The organism is Candidatus Binataceae bacterium, from assembly GCA_035650475.1.
Taxonomy (GTDB): Bacteria; Desulfobacterota; Binatia; order Binatales; family Binataceae; genus JAKAVN01.
Genome location: DASRHP010000010.1, coordinates 109,842 through 126,624, shown reverse-complemented (window position 1 = coordinate 126,624; position 16,783 = coordinate 109,842). Strand labels below are relative to the sequence as shown.

The following is a 16,783-nucleotide window of genomic DNA, read 5'->3' as shown; positions in this document are numbered from 1 at the left end:
CATCATACTCGTCGCCCGGCGCAACTAAAGCGCCGCGGGGGGTGGCATTTCGGGGCAAAGGCGGTATTCTCAGCCCGGCCGCGAGACCTTTAACCGGAGGCAAGCTGCGATGAAGTTCATGTTCTTCTTTCTGCCCACCATTCCCGCCACTATCGAGGAGCGGCGTGCACTGCGTCCGATCGCCGGCCGCACCGAGCGCTGGCAGCGGATGATCGACGAGGTGGTCGAGATCTCGCAGCTCGCCGAGGACGTCGGTTTTGACGCGGTGTGCTTCCCCGAACACCATCTCCACAGCGAGGGGTTGGAGATGGGTAGCCTGCCGGTGCTCACCCAGCACGTGATTCACAACACCAAGCGAATCAAAGTCGGCCCCATCGGCTACGTGCTGCCCGGATGGAATCCGCTCAGATTGGCGCTGGAAATCGCGTGGCTTGACCAGCTCACCAAGGGACGAACCTTCGTCGGCTTCGCGCGCGGCTACCAGGCGCGCTGGCTTAACCAGATGGCGCAGAAGATCCATGTCACCGCCACTGCCAGCGACAAGAGCGAAACCGACCGCATCAACCGCGAGGCTTTCGAGGAGGTCTTTCGCTTCCTAAAGCTCGCGTGGGGCGATGAGCCCTTCCGCTTCAAGGGCAAGTACTACGAGTATCCCTCGCCCCAGGAAGGGATTCAGTGGCCGCCGCACCAATGGACGCGCGAGTTCGGCTTCCCGGGCGAAGTCGACGAGCTCGGGCGAATCCAGAAGATCAACGTCGTGCCCAAGCCTTATCAGCGCCCGCATCCGCCGCTGTTCCAGGCCTTCTCGATCAGCGAGGAAACCGTGCGCTGGTGCGCACGCGAGGGAATCACGCCGACCATCCTGATCTCGCAGCCGCCACTGCTGCGCAAGCTGGTCGAGGCCTACCGCGACGAGGCGGCCAAGGCTGGCCGCCAACTGAATCTGGGCGAAAGCGTGGGCGTCCTGCGCGCGGTGTATCTCGCTGACAGCCATGCGCAGGCCCAGAAGCTAGCCGAGGACGGCGTATGCGGACTCGCCTTCCGCAGGTTCTTCTACCACTTCGGCTTCTTCGAGGCCTGGCGTGAGGCGGAGGACGAGGCGCGCTATGGCAAGAATATGCTGCCGGTCGAGGAGGCGACCACGGCGCGGATGGAGAGGGCGGACTTCGCTTACATGGGCACGGTGGACGACGTGCGGCGCAAGCTCGACGCGATGGTGGAGAACGTCCATCCCGAGTGGTTCGTCTGGCAGGGCGACCAGGGATTGCTGCCCACCGACGTCGTCAGGAGGCAGATCGAAACTTTCGGCAAACACCTGCTGACGCGCTACAAGTAGTGAGCGGCGCGCGCGAGCAGCCGACGAGGCGCGTGCGTGTGGTTGCGCGAAGCGTCTCTCGCAAGGCCCCCGAGCCCTCGCATGCGTCATCCGTGGAAGAGGGCTCGGAAGACTAGCGCAGCCCGAGCGCTGCGATGGGGCCGCGATCGGCGACCGGTATTCGCGAGGTTCCCGCCGTCAGTTTGACCGAGCCGGGCGTGCGCTCGAAGGGGTCACGCAGGTCGATCGCCTGCGCGTGCTCCTTGATCGCGGGAATTATCTCCTCGGCGAACAGGCGCATGCTGGCACGGCGATCGTCATTGCCGACCGGCCCCTGAATACTAAGTATGATGAAGATGCCAGGGCGCAGCACACTCAGGATGGTCTTGATTTTCGGGATCAGCGAACCTGGCGTGCCGGCGAGCACTTGCAGGCTCTGTTGCCCGCGCAAGAGCGCCCCGTGCAGTTTGCGCCGGATCTCAGCGTAGTCGATTTCGCCGTCTTCGGTCTTCATCTGTTCGCGCAGTTTCGCTCCGCTGACGCCGAGCCACGCGCTGGTCTGTTGCTTCGCCATCAATCGGATCGCGTTCTTGGAATTATATCCGGGTGGCACCGTGTATTGCGGAGCCGAGAACGCATTCTGCCCGCCTCCCCACACGAATCCCTCCGCCAGCTCCTGCGCCTTGGCTTCGGTCTCGGCAACCACGGTCGCGATCAGATAGCCGAAGTTTTCCGGGCCCGCCTGATAGCCGTGCTTCGCCGCCTCGTCAGCGTAGTAGTCCCACAGGTCGCAGGTCGGACCGAGCTGGGTGCCGAGCGCGATGTATGGATAGCGATGCGCGGCGCACCACTGCACGGTCTCCGGGCTGAGGACACCCGGAATCCACATTGGCGGATGCGGCTTTTGATAGGGCAGCGCCCACGGATTGACGTGGCGATAATGGAAGTGCTTGCCCTCGTAGCGCCACGGGCCGGGGCGCGTCCAGGCCTGCACGATGAAGTCGTGAGCCTCGTTGAACAGCTCACGGTTGTACGCCGGGTTGGCGTTGTTGAAGTACTGCTCGGAACCGGCGCCGCGCACCCATCCGGTGACCAGCCGCCCGCGCGAGATCAGGTCGATCTCGGCCAGCTCCTCGGCCATCCGCAACGGATGTTTGATGACCGGCAGGGGGTTGCCGATCAGCACCAGCCGCGCGCGTCGCGTGCGCCAGGCGAGAATCGCCGCCTCGACGTTCATCACCGAGCCCATGCAGATGGGGTTGCCGTGATGCTCGTTGAGAGCGAGCAAATCGAAGCCGAGTTCCTCAGCGTAGCAATATTCGTCGAGATAGTAGTGGTAATCGTCGGATGCCTTTTCGCGGTCGTAGTAGCGATTGGAGACCGCGAAGAAGGCGCGATTCCGCAGAACCTCTTCCTCCGGTAACCATCGATAAGGACGTTCGGTGAAATAACCTACCTGCATTTCCGATACCTCTGGATTTTTCGGCCTTAGGCGGCGAGGAATTTTCTGACCGCGCGCTCGAACTCGCCGAAGTTCTCGATCTCCGGCCGATGGCCGACTCCCTCGATTTCGAGCACTTGCGCGCCCGCGATCGCGGCGCGATAAGCCTCAATACATCCGCGCGGGACCACCCGGTCGCGTGTCCCCCAGACGAGCAAGGTCGGAATTTTGACGCCGCGCAACAGGTACGGGAGGCTCGGGTTGTGCATGAACGGCTCCCATCCGAGCCGCGCCGTCTCGCTGCGCGCGTCCTCGAAGGCCTCGAATCGCTCGGCCGTCATCTGGCCACCATAAATCTTGCCGTACTCGGGGGTGCCGGGGTCCTCGACAGTGGCCAGCAGATGCTGGATCACGGTCAGCGCGAAGAAGTCCATGATCTCGCCTTCGGCCGGCTTTATTCCCATTGGGGCGACCAGCACCATACGCGAGAATATCGCCGGATCGGCGGCCGCCATCTCGGCCGCGATAAAGCCGCCAGCCGAAAACGCGATCACGTCGATCGGTTGCAACCGCTGCTCGCGCATAACCTGCGAATAGAACCCCGCCAGGTCACGGTAGCTGCGAATCCACTCGATGCGGGAAGTCTTGCCGAAGCCGGGCTGAAGTGGAATCAAAAGCGTGCGCTCCTGCGCGAGCCGCTCGTTCCACGTCATCCACCCCGGATAGCCGAGCTCGTCGTGCAGGATAAGCAGCGGCTTGCCTGCGCCGCCGCGCACCACGACCAGTTCGCCGTCGGGAGTGATAAGGGTTTCTTCGATGTACTCTGCCAAGATCGTCCTCCTCGGGCTCGTCAGCGGATGCCCGGGCCGTCCGGACGCCGTTCCAAGTTTTCTTTCGCAGGAATCGAGCGCTAGTGTCAACGCGCCGCGCTCACGAGCTCGCTCAGCCGGCTCCGTTCAAGGAGGCCGGGAAAGAAACAGGATGCGGTGCCCGATTCGCGCGCGCTATCGGTCGCTGCAGAAGTCGTCGGCGCTCGCCGCCGACCGTGCCGTCTAATCGTGCTTGGCCTTGGCAGCGACGCCGGGCGGAAGGTAAATGACCTCACCGACATTGAGCTGATTTATGTCGGTCACTTGCGGATTGGCCTTGACGAGCGCATTGATTCCCGAGCTGGATCCCAGGTAGCGAATCGCGATTTTCTCCAGCGTGTCGCCATATTGGACGGTAACCTGGCTGCGCTGCGATGCAGCAGCCGGCGTCACGGCGGGCTTCTGGGTCGCGGCGCCGAGATTGGCCTCCGCATGTGCGCTCGGGATCAGCCCCATATCACTGGTCGCCGGTGACTTCACCGCCTTGCTGCCGGCCGCCGCAGGCTCCGCGGCCGCGCGGGCGGCTGACGCCGCTGGCTGCGTGAAAGCGGAGGACGGGTCGGCTTTGGGCTTCGCAGCAACACTCTCAATGCTCGCCTGCCGGACCGGCCTGGACTGCTCGACTGCCTTTGATGCCTCGGCGACCTTGGTTTGTTTGCTCACTCGCGTCTGCTGCGCCGACCGCTCGACGGACGGGCCTGACGATCCCGAACGAGTCAGGCTCGACCAGAAGTTCGGGAAAATGAGGCCGATTAGCAGTACCAGCGACGCGCCCACGACGAGCGGCGGCAGTGCTTGGATGAGCCGCGCGCGCAGGCCGCTCTTTGGAGTGGCGACTGACTCGTGATACGCCTCGGCGATTTTCTTTGCAGTCTTGACGCTGACCTTCTTTTCCCCCGCCTCAAACGCCGCCTGCATCGCGGTGTGGCACAACATATTGATCTTGCGGGGAATTCCGTCGCTACGCTTGAGCAGACGCTTGAGCGCGCCATTCTCGAAGACCGTCGCGCACTTGCCGCCTTGAGCGCTCAGTTTGCACTCAACGTACTTGACACCCTGGTCGAGGTTGAGCTGCTTGAGCACTCCGCGGGTGGAGATTCGCTGATTGAGGGCGCGCAGTTCGGGCTTCTTAAGCCGCTCGGCCAACTCCGGCTGGCCGACCAGGATGAGCTGGAGGTTGCGATTGTGACGCTGGTTGTGGCCCGACAGAAGCCGGAGTTCCTCCAGGACCTCGTCGCTTAACATCTGGGCCTCGTCGACCACGACCGCGATCCGCTCCTCTTGGCCGTGGGCTCTCAGGAACTTGTCGAGGGCCTCGAGGTAATCCAGCTTGGTCGAGCCGATGGAGTAGAGATTCAGCTGGGTCAGGATCAGCCGCATGATCTCAAGGAACGACAACGAGGGATCATCGATGTGCGCGATCCGGACCCGCTTGTAGTCGCGCTGGAGCAGTGCGTAGATGAGGGTCGTTTTGCCGGTTCCCGCTTCGCCGGTCAGCATGGTCAGGCCGGTCAGTTCCCCGGACAGTCCCGCTTCGAGGGTCGTCAGACCCGCGAGATGGGTCGGGCTGAAGTACACGGCGGCGTCGGGTGAGGCGGGCTGGAACGGCGGGCCCTTGAGGCGGAACCACTGATAGTAGGTCATACTCCCCCCAGCCGTCATATTTTTGGTCAAAAACGACCAAAAGTAAACCGCACCGGCGTCGATTCCGGCGCAGGACGACGCTGAGTTCCCCTTGGCCGGAGGAACCCCTTGGTAGGGAAACCGGAGAAGCGGCGGCCAAAAGATCATGCCGAAGCGGCTAACCCCGCAATAGATAGTGGATTTCCCCGGATCGCCGGCGGAAGGCGTCAGCCGGCAATGCGGCTGAGGTAGCCGAGCAAGGCGTCGCGGATGGGCAGCTGGTTCTTGTAGCTCCGCATCTCGGATGGCAGCTTGTCCAGCGCCTGCGCCAGCCCTGCGGCGACCGTGGGCAGGCCTTCGAGTACCGACAGCGGCCTGATGTAGGTGCGAATCGTAAACAGGACGTCGCCCGAGCGCGGCAGCTTGCGCAGGGTCTGGCGCTCGGACCTGATCCATAGTTTGGCGCCCGCGTTGTCGGCGGTGATGCTGGTGTCGAGCCCCTGCTTGTGGCGCCGCTGCTTGAGATAGAGGTCGGGAGCGTCAACGATGCTCCAGTTGCATCGCCACGACGGCTTGTGTGGCTTGAGCCCGGCCATGTAGCGGTCGGCAGGCGCGGCAAGCTTGGCGTCGTAACCGGGGACCGGATGGTGGATGGCTGCCATCGGCAGCCCGATCTTGTCGCGCAGTTCCCATCGGAGCGGAAAGCAAACGGAACCGGCAGTCAGCACATAGGTGCCGGTGCCGTCGGGGCTCATCAAACAGAGGTCTTCCTGGACCAGCCGCGCCGCCAGATCCAAAGGAGCATGAGCGAAGTCGTCGACGCGCCAGGTCTCGCCGTTGATGAGATTCTCGACCCTCCCTGAGGGATCGAGGCCATTATCGGTACCCGAGGCGCTCTTTCGCCCGGAGATGCGAAAGAAATTCGGATAGTAGGCGATCAAGTGCTCCAGCAGAATCTCCAGCGTCTCGGCCTGGCCGCGTTCACTGCCGGGCAGCGCGATGAACACGTCGGCGTATTCTTCACGCAGGCGGCGCGCCTTTTCGCGCATCTCGGTCGCGTAGTCGTCATCGATATCCAGCCAGGTCTCCTCGCTCATCGGCACCAGGCCGAGGGCGAGGCTATAGTTGCCGTCGGCAAACGGATAACCCATGTGCTTGCCGAGCAGCGCGGAGCGCGGCGCCTTTGTGGTTTCGCTCATCGGTGGAGTCCGAGTCTAGAGCCATTCCGCGCACTCGTCGAGTATCTGGCTGCCCTTCCCTCGTGCGCGCCGAACGATAACACTCGGGTCTCACAGGAGGCGCGACTGTGAACGCCGACGAAGTCATTCGAACGACCTGTCCGCGCGACTGTTACGACACCTGCGGAGTCGCCGTGGTCCGGCGCAACGGGGCGATCCGTCACGTCCGCGGCGACCCCGCGCACTTCGTAAGCCGCGGCCAGCTCTGCGTCAAGTGCTCGATCGGTTACAACCGCGAATGGCTGGACCCGCGCGTGCGCCTGACTCGGCCGCTGCGCCGCGTCGGACCCAAGGGAGATGGCCGCTTCGAGCAGGTGTCATGGGACGCCGCATTGACCGAGATCGCGCGCAAGCTCAAGGAGATTGTCGCATCGAAGGGCCCGCAAGCGATTCTCAATGCGCACTACAGCGGCACGATCTCGCTCCTCGCCTACCTCTTCCCCACGCGCTTCTTCAACCGCCTGGGCGCCACCGAGGTCATTCCCGACACGATCTGCAACATGGCCGGGCACGTCGCGCTCGGCTATGTTTACGGGACCTCGGTCAACGGCTTCGATCCGCGCACCGGCACCGACGCCGCCTGCATCATAGTCTGGGGAGCGAATCCTTCAGCCTCCGGTCCGCACGTCCACGAGCATTGGCTGGCGACGCTGCCGGGCAAGGTCATTGTGATCGACCCGGTCCGAACGGCGACCGCCGCGACCGCCGATCTTCATCTTCAGCCGTTCCCGGGCAGCGACGCCGCGCTGGCGTTCGCGATGATGCACGTGATGCGCCGCGAAGGGCTTGTCGATCGCGGCTTCATCGAACGACACACGGTGGGGTGGGACGAAGTCGAGCCGCTGCTCGCAGGATGCACTCCGGCGTGGGGCGAGGCGAAGACCGGGGTACCCGGGCGGCTAATCGAACAGGCCGCGCGCCTGTACGGGCGCGGGCCTTCGCTGCTGTGGATGGGGCAAGCGCTGCAGCGCCAGCCCACCGGCGGCAACGTGATGCGCGCGTGCTCGCTGCTCCCGGCGGTCACCGGCAACCTGGGCAAGCCGGGCGCGGGCTTCGTATACCTGAACTTCGACCTCGCGCAGCGCGGCATCGACGCCGAATACCTCATGGCACCGCATCTGTGTGCCGGCACCCCCAGCGGCATCAGCCAGATGGATTTGGCGGGATGCCTCGAAGACAGCGCGCGCTCGCGCGCGCTGCTGTGCTGGAACATCAATATCGCTGCCTCGAGCCCGCGCCAGGAACGGCTGCGCCAAGCGCTCGCGCGCGAGGACCTGTTGACGGTCGTGCTCGACCTCTTTCCGACCGACACCACCGACTTTGCCGATTTCGTGCTGCCAGCGGCGAGCTTCCTAGAGTTCGACGACCTCGTGGCAAGTTACTTTCATCTGACGCTGGGTGCGCAGGTCGGGGCTGCTGAACCGATGGGCGAGTCGCTGCCCAACCAGGAAATCTTCCGCCGGCTGGCGCGTGCGATGGGCTACACCGAGCCCGAGCTCTACGAAAGCGACAGCGAGATCCTGACGGCGCTGCTTAAGCGCGCGCGCCTGGCCGAGAGCTTCGACGAATTCGCCGCGAAGGCTCCGGTTCATGTCCCGCCCGAGCCCGTTATCCAGTTTCGCAATCTGACCTTCGCCACGCCCAGCGGGAGAATCGAAATCGCCTCCGCGCGCGCCGCCGCCGACGGCCATCCGCGTGTTCCCCAGCCGCTCGCCGACCAGCGCCCGGCCGGCGGCCGCCTGCGTCTGCTCTCACCGTCCTCGTCATGGAGCCTGAACGACAGTTTCTCCAACGTGGCCAAGATTGCCGCGCACGTCGGTCCGGCAACTATCGCGCTTCATCCGGACGACGCCGCCGAGCGCGGCCTGGTCGAGGGCGGCGAGGCGCTGGTCGCTAACGAAGCAGGACGCCTGGTGCTGCGGGTCGCGTTGACCGACGCGGTGCCGCGCGGCGTGGCGCTCTCGCATAAGGGGCGCTGGCCCAAGCAGGAAAAAGGGCGGCGCAACGTCAACGTCCTCAACCCCGGGCGCAAGGCCGACATGGGCGAGAGCACCAGCGTGCACGGGATCGAAGTGACGGTCGGCCCGCTTGCCGGCTAACACCGGCGCGGGCCCCTCGGTCGGGAGTGCGGCCCGGGCATCGTGAGCCACGGGGGCGAGTTAGGCTTTTCTCCCGGAGGGTTGCCGACTAGGATCGCGCCGTGAGCTGGCGTATCGGAATCGACGTCGGGGGAACCTTTACTGACCTTTTCGCGGTCAACGACGACAGCGGCGAAACGCGCACCGCCAAGGTCCTGGGAACCCGCCATCGCCTGGTCGAGAGCGTGCTGGCGGCGCTCGCGCGCACCGGAGTTGAGCCGGCCTCCGTCGCCGAGATAATCCACGGTAGCACGACCGCCACCAATGCTCTTATCGAACGCACCTTCCCCACCGCTGCTCTGATCACCACCGAAGGCTTTCGAGACACGATCGAGATCGGCCGCCAGCGTCGCGAGCGGCTGTACGACCCTTACCAGGTAAAGGAGCGGCCGCTGATCCCGCGCCGCTTGCGCTTCACGCTCAGCGAGCGGCTGTCGGCCAGCGGCGAAACCGTGCGCGCGCTGGACGAGGGCGAGGCGCGCGCGGTTATAGCGAAGGCGCTCGCGGCCGGCGCAAAGAGCATCGCCGTATGCTTCATCAACGCATACGTTGACGGGCGCCACGAGCGGCGGGTGCGCGAGTTGATACGCGAGATGGCGCCGCAGGTCGCGGTCGCGCTCTCGAGCGAGACGCGGCCGCAGTTCCGCGAGCTCGGCCGTTTCATGACCACGGTCGTGCGCGCCGTGCTGTTACCGGTGATGGCCGGCTACCTGAGCGACCTCGAGCGGGAACTGACGAGGTGGGGCTTTAAGGGCTCGCTGCTCATCATCAAGTCCAACGGCGGCGTGATGGGCGTGCGCGCAGCTATCGAACGGCCCGAAGAGCTCATCGAATCGGGACCGGCCGGCGGCGTGGCGTACGCCGGCGCCCTCTCGCGCACGACACGCGGCCGGCCCAGGGTAATTCATACCGACATGGGCGGCACGTCGTTCGACGTCGCGATCGTCGAGGACGGCGAAGGGCTGGTCACCAGCTCCTATGAGCTGCGCTGGGAGATGCCAATAATCACTCCTATGCTCGACATCCGCAGCATCGGCGCCGGCGGTGGATCGATCGCGTGGATCGACGACGGTGGCTCCTTGCGCGTAGGGCCGCGCAGTGCGGGCTCGGATCCCGGGCCGGCGTGCTATGCGCGGGGCGGTGAACAGGCCACCGTCACCGACGCCAATTTGCTGCTTGGCCGGCTCGAGCCGACGCTGGGCGGGAAGATGCTGCTTGATCGCGATGCGGCGCGTCGCACGCTCGCCGAGATCGGCAGGCGGGTCGGGCTTGACCCGGTCGCGGCCGCCGAGGGTATCGTCTCGATCTGCACAGAGAATATGGCGCAGGCGATCCGCCTCGCGCTGGCCGAGCGCGGACGCGACCCGCGCGACTTCGCGCTGGTAAGCGCGGGTGGCGCGGGCGCGATGCATGCCTGCTGGATCGCGCGCTCGCTCGGCATTCCCACCGTGATCGTGCCCGCCTACGCCGGCGTCGCCTCGGCCTATGGGGCGACCCGGATGGATCTGCGCTACGACCTCGAGCGCTTTTTTTACGCGCCGCTGGCCGGCGCCGATCCCGAGCAAATCGAGCAGCGCTACCGCGCGCTGGAGGACGAGGCACGCGCGCTGCTCTCGCGCGAAGGCCTCGCGCTTTCGGCGATCCGGCTGCGGCGCACCGCGCAGATGCGCTACGTCGGTCAGAGCTACGAAGTGCTGACGCCCATTCCCGACCGAATCGGGCCGCGGCTCGATGAAGTGCGGGCGAATTTTCACTCCGCACATCTGCGTGAATACGGCGTCGCCTCCGACGACTTCGAACCGGCCTTCGTGAGTCTCGGCGTAACCGCCATCGGCCTGGTCTCCGGGCGCTCGGCGGACGGCGCGAAGTCGGCCGCAACCTCCGACGCAAAGGCCAAGGGCGCGGGCAAAACAATCAAGGGCGAGCGCGAAGTTGTATTCGAGGGCAAGGCGGTGTCGACGCCGCTTTACGACGCGGCGGCGCTGCGCCCGGCCGACCGTATCACGGGCCCGGCGATCATCGAGCACGAGCACTCCTGTACCGTGCTTCCGCCGGGTAGCGCGGCCGAAGTAGACGACCAGGGCAATCTGTTAATCAGCGTGTAGCCGAATCTCTATTACGGTGAACAAGGGGAGGCGCCGATGAGCAACGCGAAGGAAACCCACAAGCGACTGGACCCGGTGACGTTCGAAGTCCTGCGCAGCTCTTTCGAATACATCTGCGGCCGAATGAGTACGGTGCTCCAGAAGGCCAGCTTCTCCCCGATCATCTACGACATGGTCGATTTTTCCAACGCGATATACAACGAACGCCTTGAGTTGCTCGGCCAGACCGCTAACTGTCCAGTGCATATTGCCGCGATGCACTTCTCCGCGCAGGCTTCAGTGGCGCACTTCGGCTTCGAGAGCCTCCGCCCGGGCGACATCTTCGTGCTCAACGATCCCTACAGCGGCGGCACGCATCTCAACGACATGACCTTCACGATGCCGGTCTTCCATGACGGCGATATCCTCGGCTTTGCAGTTTCCCGCGGGCACTGGACCGACGTCGGCGGCGGCGCCGCGGGTGGGCAGGCCTTCGGAACCCATATCGCAGGCGAGGGTCTCAGGCTGCCGCCGCTGAGGATGTACGAGAACTACCGCGTCAACGAGGATTTGCTGCGTATCATCGTCAACAACACTCGCACCCCGCAATATATCAAAGGCGACCTCCAGGCGCACTTCGCCGCCCTGCGCGTGGCCGAAACGGAGCTCCAGCGAATCGCCGCGCGCTACGGGCTGGAAACCGTGCGAGAGGGGATGCGCGAAGTGCTCGACTACACCGAGCGGTTGACCCGCAGGGCGATTCGCGAGATTCCCGACGGCACCTATCGGGCCGTCGATTACGCTGACACCGACGGAATCTCCGACGATCCGGTGCGGATCGAAGTCGCGCTCAGCGTGGACGACGACCGCATTATAGTCGACTTCGAGGGCAGCGACCCGCCGGTCGCCGGCGGAATAAACTCGCCGATGGCGAATACCTATTCGGCAGTTTACTACTCGCTGAAATTTTTCCTCTCGCCCGACGCGCCGGCGAACTCGGGCAGCTTCCGTCCGATCGAGATTCGGCTGCCCGAACGGAGCTGGCTCAATGCCAAGTGGCCGTCGCCAACGATCGGCTGCACCACCCTCACGTCCTCCAAGATAACCGCGGCGATCTGGAAAGCGCTCTCCGACGCGATTCCCGAGCGCGCTGTCGCACCGACCTTCGCCGAATGCAACTGGTTCGTATGCTCGGTCAAGGACCCGCTCAACGGCGAGAATTTCGTATTTTCTGATCTGCCCGCGGGCGGATGGGGCGGTACGCCGCGCCATGACGGCATGAGCGTCACACAGGATCCGCTCGGCAATTGCGCCAATCTATCAGCCGAGGTCGCCGAGTTGCTCTTCCCGATCCGCTATGAAGCCTTCGACCTGCGGGCCGACTCGGCGGGCGCCGGCCGCCATCGCGGTGGGCTCGGCTCGCGCCTGGCGATCACGATGCTCGGTCAAGCGGAGGTGTCGATCGAAACCGCACGCACGCGGACCGGCAGCCCAGGGGTCAACGGGGGCCGCGAGAGCGTTGCGCAAAGAGTCGCTCGGGTCGCCGCCGACGGCAGCCTCGACGTAATCGGCGGCATCTCGCCCGACGGCCAGTGGCACAATCCGCTGCGCGGCAAGCGGCTCGAAGCGGGCGACCGTTTCGAAGTCCTTACCACCGGCGGCGGTGGATGGGGCGACCCGCTGCTGCGCGAACCGGCGCGCGTGCTGGAGGATTTCCTCGACGACTATGTAAGCGTCATCCAGGCTCACGAGCTATACGGAGTGGTAATCGACCCGGTATCAAAGACGGTGGACCAGGAAGCGACCGCGCGCGAGCGCGCGCGGCGCCGCCGAGAGGCGCGAGTCGAAGGACTCGCCGCCGCCGGCCGCTGACGCCAGCGAGCGAAGAAAGCCGCCGCGAGTCAGGCGATCTGTGGACCGTCGATTTCTTCTCAGCGCTATGCGGAGGAGGCCAGGCCCATGGACTTCGGCATTCTTCTTCCTTTTCGAAATCCAGCTCAGTGGGCCGCTCCGATAACCACACTTTATGACGAACATATCGCGGAAGCCGTCTTGGCTGAGGAGCTCGGCTACGATCATGTGTGGACCACCGAGCATCACTTTTACGACGACGCCTGGTCTCCTTCATTGTTGCCCATACTTGCCGCGATCGCGCAGCGAACCAGCCGCATCCGCCTGGGCACCTTCATTATAATTCTTCCGTTTCATCATCCGGCGCGGGTCGCGGAAGACGCAGCAACGGTCGATATTCTGTCGAAAGGAAGGCTGGACCTGGGCGTCGGTCAAGGATACGTTGTCAGCGAATTCGAAAGCTTCAAAATTCCCCGCAACGAGCGCGGCAGCAGACTCGAGGAGGGGGTAGATCTGATCCGCCGCTGCTTCGTCGAGGAAAATTTCTCATTTGCGGGAAGGCACTTCCAACTCGAACATGTGAATCTGACGCCAAAGCCCGTCCAAAAGCCGCATCCGCCGATCTGGATTGCTGCCATGGCGGAGAAGTCTGTAACGCGGGTCGCGCGGCTGGGCTACCATCTTGCGGGCAGCGGTGGCGCCGATCTTCAACAGATGTACGACTCGGCCTTGCGACGCTTCGGCCACGATCCGGCCAATTACTACGTCGCCCAGTTACGCGCGGTCTACGTCGCGGAGACTCGAGAGCGAGCATGGGACGACGCCGAACATCATCTGTACTATATGATGACCGCGTATGATCGTCGTTTTAAGCAGGCCAACGACCTGCCGTGGAGCAAGGCGGTATTCTCGCGCCCGGAGGTGCCTCCCCCGGGCGAAATGCGCAAGACACCCGGTCTCAGCTTTTTCCAGGCGCCGCTGGCGATCGGAACTCCTGACGACGTCGCCAGCGAAATCGAGCGTTACCAGAAGGAGACGCGTGTCAGTCACCTAGTGATGTGGATGCAAATGCCCGGGATGCCAGCGCGTAAGGCGCGCCGCTCGATGGAACTGTTTGCGAAGGAAGTGATGCCGCGGTTCAGATAGAGCGCCGCCATCACCGTCACGCACCGGCCCGGAGCATGACGCCTGCCTCGGCACCTCCCATTGCGGATCGAGGAGCGTCGGGATTTGCAATGGGGATATACACAGGCGAGTCTTCGAGAGCGTTCATCTCATCGACGTTACCCGGTGAGGTTGGTGCCAGGCCGCGTCAGCGCAAACGGGCAGCCTCGTCAATACTTACGATGCGCAACCGCCTGCTCGTCGTCCTGTCGTGCGTCGCTCTGGGCGCGGCGCTGCTGGTCTGGGACCCGGCGCGGGCGCAGTCGGTGCCGACCTACCACCGATCGCCGGACAGAAGCGGCAACTACGTAATGCCCGGCCTTACGTGGGAGCGTGCGCCCGGACTGCATCGCGACCCGACCTTCGACGGACGCTTCGAAGGACAAGTTTACGCGCAGCCGCTCTTGTGGCGCTCTGGACCAACCGGCCTTCTGGTCGTAGCCACCGAAGAGAATGTCATTTATGCGTTCGATGCAAAGACGGGAAAGACGGTCTGGCGCAGATCGGTCGGACGTCCGGTTCCGCGCTCGGCGCTGCCGTGCGGCAATATCGATCCGCTCGGGATCACCGGAACGCCGGTTATCGACGAAGGTCGCCGCGCGGTTTACTTCGACGCGATGGTTGCGGGAGAAGACAAGCCACGCCACATGATATTCGGCCTGTCGCTCGGCGACGGCTCCATCCTTCCCGGATTCCCGGTCGATATTCCGCGCGCGCTCAAGGCGCTCGGGATGCGCTTCATCTCGGCGATCCAGAATCAGCGCGGCGCGCTTCTGATCGTTAACGACAAGCTATTCATCCCTTACGGTGGGCACTACGGCGATTGCGGGCCGTATCACGGATGGGTGGTTGGAATCGACTTGGCGAGTCCCGCCAAGGTGAGCGCATGGGCGACGCGCGCCGAAGGCGGCGGAATCTGGGCGCCCGGTGGAATCAGCTACGACGGCCGGTCGATGTTCGTCGCGACCGGCAACACGATGGGCGCCCAGCAGTGGTCCGACGGAGAAGCGGTCTTCCGCCTGCACACGGACCTCGCTCCGCCGACCAGTTCGCGCGACTTCTTCGCGCCCGCCAACTGGAAGTTCATGGACCGCGCAGATCAGGACCTCGGCGCCACGAATCCGCTGCCGCTCGACGTACCGAGCGCCAACGGCAAAACCCAGTTCGTGCTCGCGCTCGGCAAGGACGGTAACGCGTATCTGCTGAACCGCAAGGACCTGGGTGGTATCGGCGGAGCGCTTGCGGTCAAACAGATCGCGAGGGCCCCGATCCGCACCGCTCCGGCGAGCTTCCCGGCCGGTAATGCAGTATTCGTCGCCGTGCAGGCGCGCGCCGTCGGATGTCCGCGGCCGGTGGCAAACCCAGACGTGCTTGCGCTCCGGATTGCGGCGCGTCCGTCACCGTCGATCTCGATCGCATGGTGCGGCACGTTCGAAGGTCGGGCAGCTCCAATCGTCACCACAACCGATGGTAGTTCAAATCCGATCGTCTGGATAGCGGGCGCGGAGGGCGACAACCGCCTGCACGGCTTTCGCGGCGATAATGGCACGCCAATCTTCGCCGGCGATCGGGCCGCCGATCGCGTCCAGGGAGTCGCACGCTTCAGCACGATCCTCGCCGCGGATGGACGCCTGTTCATCGCAGGCGACGGGCGGCTTTACGCATTCGTACCCTGAGGGCGTTGCGGAAATTACGCGCGTGCTAGCCGGCGCGCTTTCGAAAGGCCGATTGCGATCGCCTGCTTTGTTGACTGGCGTCGAGCCTGCCTTCGCGCACGTGCTCGATTTCTTCGCGGACGAACTCTCTCGCCTGAGTAGAGGGAGGCTTGCTCTTTCGGTCGTCCTCGCGTGCCCTTTTCAACACCTGGTCGGTTGGCACACTTCTCGGCGAATGGTTCATGAGGCCGAGCGAATTGAGTAGCTCCGTGTGGACATCGTTTTGACGGAGCAGGCGTCATGCCCGCCGAAATCATGCACGGCGCGCATGGATTATCGCCCTAGTCGACAGCAATCCGTGGAAAAGGACGAAACGGTCAGACGGAATGTTTTGCAGTGTTACGTTTTCAGATTGGAGCGACCGGCTGGCGCGGGATACCGGGGACGGACTTGCGTTGCACTCACGCAAGCGGCGGAGGTGAATCCCAGCACGGACCGGCCTTGGGCAGCATCGCAGGAAGCGCATGTTGCAGCACTTCCTCGAGCCAGCGCGACGTCTCGATCAGCTTGCCCAGGTCGATCCCGGTGTGGACTCCCATTCCTTCGAGCATGAAGACAAGGTCATCCATCGGTATATTGCCGGTCGCCCGCGGCGCGAATGGACAGCCGCCCGCTCCGCCGGTAGACGCGTCGAGCACATCGGCGCCGCCGCACACCGCGGCATAGGCATTGGCGAGCCCGACGTTGCGCGTGTTGTGGAGATGGATACCGATTCTCGCGCCTGGAAATTCCTTTCGCGCGCGCGCCAGCATTCGCTCGATTTGCGGCGGCACCGCCATACCCACGGTATCGGCGAAGTCGACCTCGGCCGCGCCCGCCGCGAGGAATTGCGCCGCCAGCCTGAGCACCCTGTCCGGGTCCACCGCGCCTTCGAACGGGCATCCGAAGGCCGTCGCGATCGTACCGGTCAGCTCGACGCCGTCGCCGCGCGCGCGCTCGAAAATCGGCCGATACGCCGCCATCGTCGCGTCGGGCAAGGCGTTGGCGTTTTTCTGGTTCATCGTATCGGTCGAGGCAACGACGAGCCGGAGGTAGCGTGCGCCCGCGCGCACGGCGCGCTCGTAGCCGCGGTCGTTGAGCACCAGTACGATCGGACGGATGCCTGGAATCCGCGACGCCGCGCCGAACACCTCTTCGGCGTCGGCCATCTGCGGCACCCACTTCGGACTCGCGAAGGAGGCGACCTCGATCCAAGGCATGCCGGCGGCGGCGAGTCGGCGGATCAATTCGAGCTTCTGCGCCGTCGACAGCATCACCTTTTCGTTCTGGATACCATCGCGCGGCGCCACGTCGCACAGGATTATCCGCTCGCCCATGCCGTTCGCCTCCGACTAGCCGCAGAACC

11 protein-coding genes are annotated in these 16,783 nt (G+C 64.5%); 6 read left to right on the top strand and 5 right to left on the bottom strand.

The features are described from left to right. Positions 1–109 precede the first annotated feature (109 nt). Positions 110–1,336, top strand: a complete 1,227-nt coding sequence (locus VFB33_10750; GenBank protein ID HZO82159.1) for an LLM class flavin-dependent oxidoreductase — start codon at positions 110–112, stop codon at positions 1,334–1,336. A gap of 112 nt (positions 1,337–1,448) precedes the next feature. On the opposite strand, the gene VFB33_10745 is transcribed toward VFB33_10750, so the two are convergent. The 4 genes from VFB33_10745 to VFB33_10730 form a co-directional block, all read right to left on the bottom strand. Continuing rightward, positions 1,449–2,777, bottom strand: coding sequence for an LLM class flavin-dependent oxidoreductase (locus VFB33_10745; GenBank protein ID HZO82158.1), 1,329 nt, complete (start codon positions 2,775–2,777; stop codon positions 1,449–1,451). Positions 2,778–2,803: 26 nt separating this feature from the next. Next, on the bottom strand, positions 2,804–3,586 hold the full coding sequence (locus tag VFB33_10740; protein HZO82157.1) for an alpha/beta hydrolase: 783 nt from the start codon (positions 3,584–3,586) through the stop codon (positions 2,804–2,806). 222 nt (positions 3,587–3,808) lie between these two features. Next, a complete protein-coding gene (locus VFB33_10735) occupies positions 3,809–5,269 on the bottom strand; it encodes an AAA family ATPase (protein HZO82156.1) in 1,461 nt (486 codons plus the stop codon). Positions 5,270–5,475: 206 nt separating this feature from the next. Further along, entirely contained in the window at positions 5,476–6,447 is a 972-nt protein-coding gene (locus VFB33_10730; GenBank protein ID HZO82155.1) for a DUF3445 domain-containing protein, read from the bottom strand. A 107-nt stretch (positions 6,448–6,554) separates the two neighbouring features. Here VFB33_10730 and VFB33_10725 point away from each other — a divergent pair, with 107 nt between their 5' ends. From VFB33_10725 to VFB33_10705, 5 genes are all read left to right on the top strand, one after another. After that, positions 6,555–8,585 carry a molybdopterin-dependent oxidoreductase gene (locus tag VFB33_10725; protein HZO82154.1) on the top strand — a complete coding sequence of 677 codons (2,031 nt, stop codon included), beginning with the start codon at positions 6,555–6,557 and terminating at the stop codon, positions 8,583–8,585. A 101-nt stretch (positions 8,586–8,686) separates the two neighbouring features. Next, complete coding sequence (locus tag VFB33_10720; GenBank protein HZO82153.1) at positions 8,687–10,729, top strand: hydantoinase/oxoprolinase family protein; 2,043 nt, start codon at positions 8,687–8,689, stop codon at positions 10,727–10,729. 36 nt (positions 10,730–10,765) lie between these two features. Beyond that, the gene (locus VFB33_10715; GenBank protein ID HZO82152.1) at positions 10,766–12,580 is read left to right on the top strand and encodes a hydantoinase B/oxoprolinase family protein; all 1,815 of its coding nucleotides are present in this window, start codon (positions 10,766–10,768) and stop codon (positions 12,578–12,580) included. A gap of 87 nt (positions 12,581–12,667) precedes the next feature. Continuing rightward, the gene (locus tag VFB33_10710; GenBank protein HZO82151.1) at positions 12,668–13,705 is read left to right on the top strand and encodes an LLM class flavin-dependent oxidoreductase; all 1,038 of its coding nucleotides are present in this window, start codon (positions 12,668–12,670) and stop codon (positions 13,703–13,705) included. A gap of 200 nt (positions 13,706–13,905) precedes the next feature. After that, on the top strand, positions 13,906–15,399 hold the full coding sequence (locus VFB33_10705) for a PQQ-binding-like beta-propeller repeat protein (GenBank protein HZO82150.1): 1,494 nt from the start codon (positions 13,906–13,908) through the stop codon (positions 15,397–15,399). Positions 15,400–15,839: 440 nt separating this feature from the next. Here the strand turns inward: VFB33_10705 and VFB33_10700 are convergent, their stop codons facing one another. Beyond that, positions 15,840–16,754: a hydroxymethylglutaryl-CoA lyase gene (locus tag VFB33_10700; protein ID HZO82149.1), complete on the bottom strand. Its 915-nt coding sequence runs from the start codon at positions 16,752–16,754 to the stop codon at positions 15,840–15,842. Between the last annotated feature and the right edge of the window lie 29 nt (positions 16,755–16,783).

Excerpts from the sequence above, each read along its gene's own strand:
- VFB33_10735 (HZO82156.1), bottom strand. The coding sequence starts at position 5,269 with ATGACCTACTATCAGTGGTTCCGCCTCAAGGGCCCGCCGTTCCAGCCC.
- VFB33_10715 (HZO82152.1), top strand. The coding sequence starts at position 10,766 with ATGAGCAACGCGAAGGAAACCCACAAGCGACTGGACCCGGTGACGTTC.
- VFB33_10750 (HZO82159.1), top strand. The coding sequence starts at position 110 with ATGAAGTTCATGTTCTTCTTTCTGCCCACCATTCCCGCCACTATCGAG.
- VFB33_10700 (HZO82149.1), bottom strand. The coding sequence starts at position 16,754 with ATGGGCGAGCGGATAATCCTGTGCGACGTGGCGCCGCGCGATGGTATC.
- VFB33_10705 (HZO82150.1), top strand. The coding sequence starts at position 13,906 with ATGCGCAACCGCCTGCTCGTCGTCCTGTCGTGCGTCGCTCTGGGCGCG.
- VFB33_10745 (HZO82158.1), bottom strand. The coding sequence starts at position 2,777 with ATGCAGGTAGGTTATTTCACCGAACGTCCTTATCGATGGTTACCGGAG.
- VFB33_10730 (HZO82155.1), bottom strand. The coding sequence starts at position 6,447 with ATGAGCGAAACCACAAAGGCGCCGCGCTCCGCGCTGCTCGGCAAGCAC.
- VFB33_10710 (HZO82151.1), top strand. The coding sequence starts at position 12,668 with ATGGACTTCGGCATTCTTCTTCCTTTTCGAAATCCAGCTCAGTGGGCC.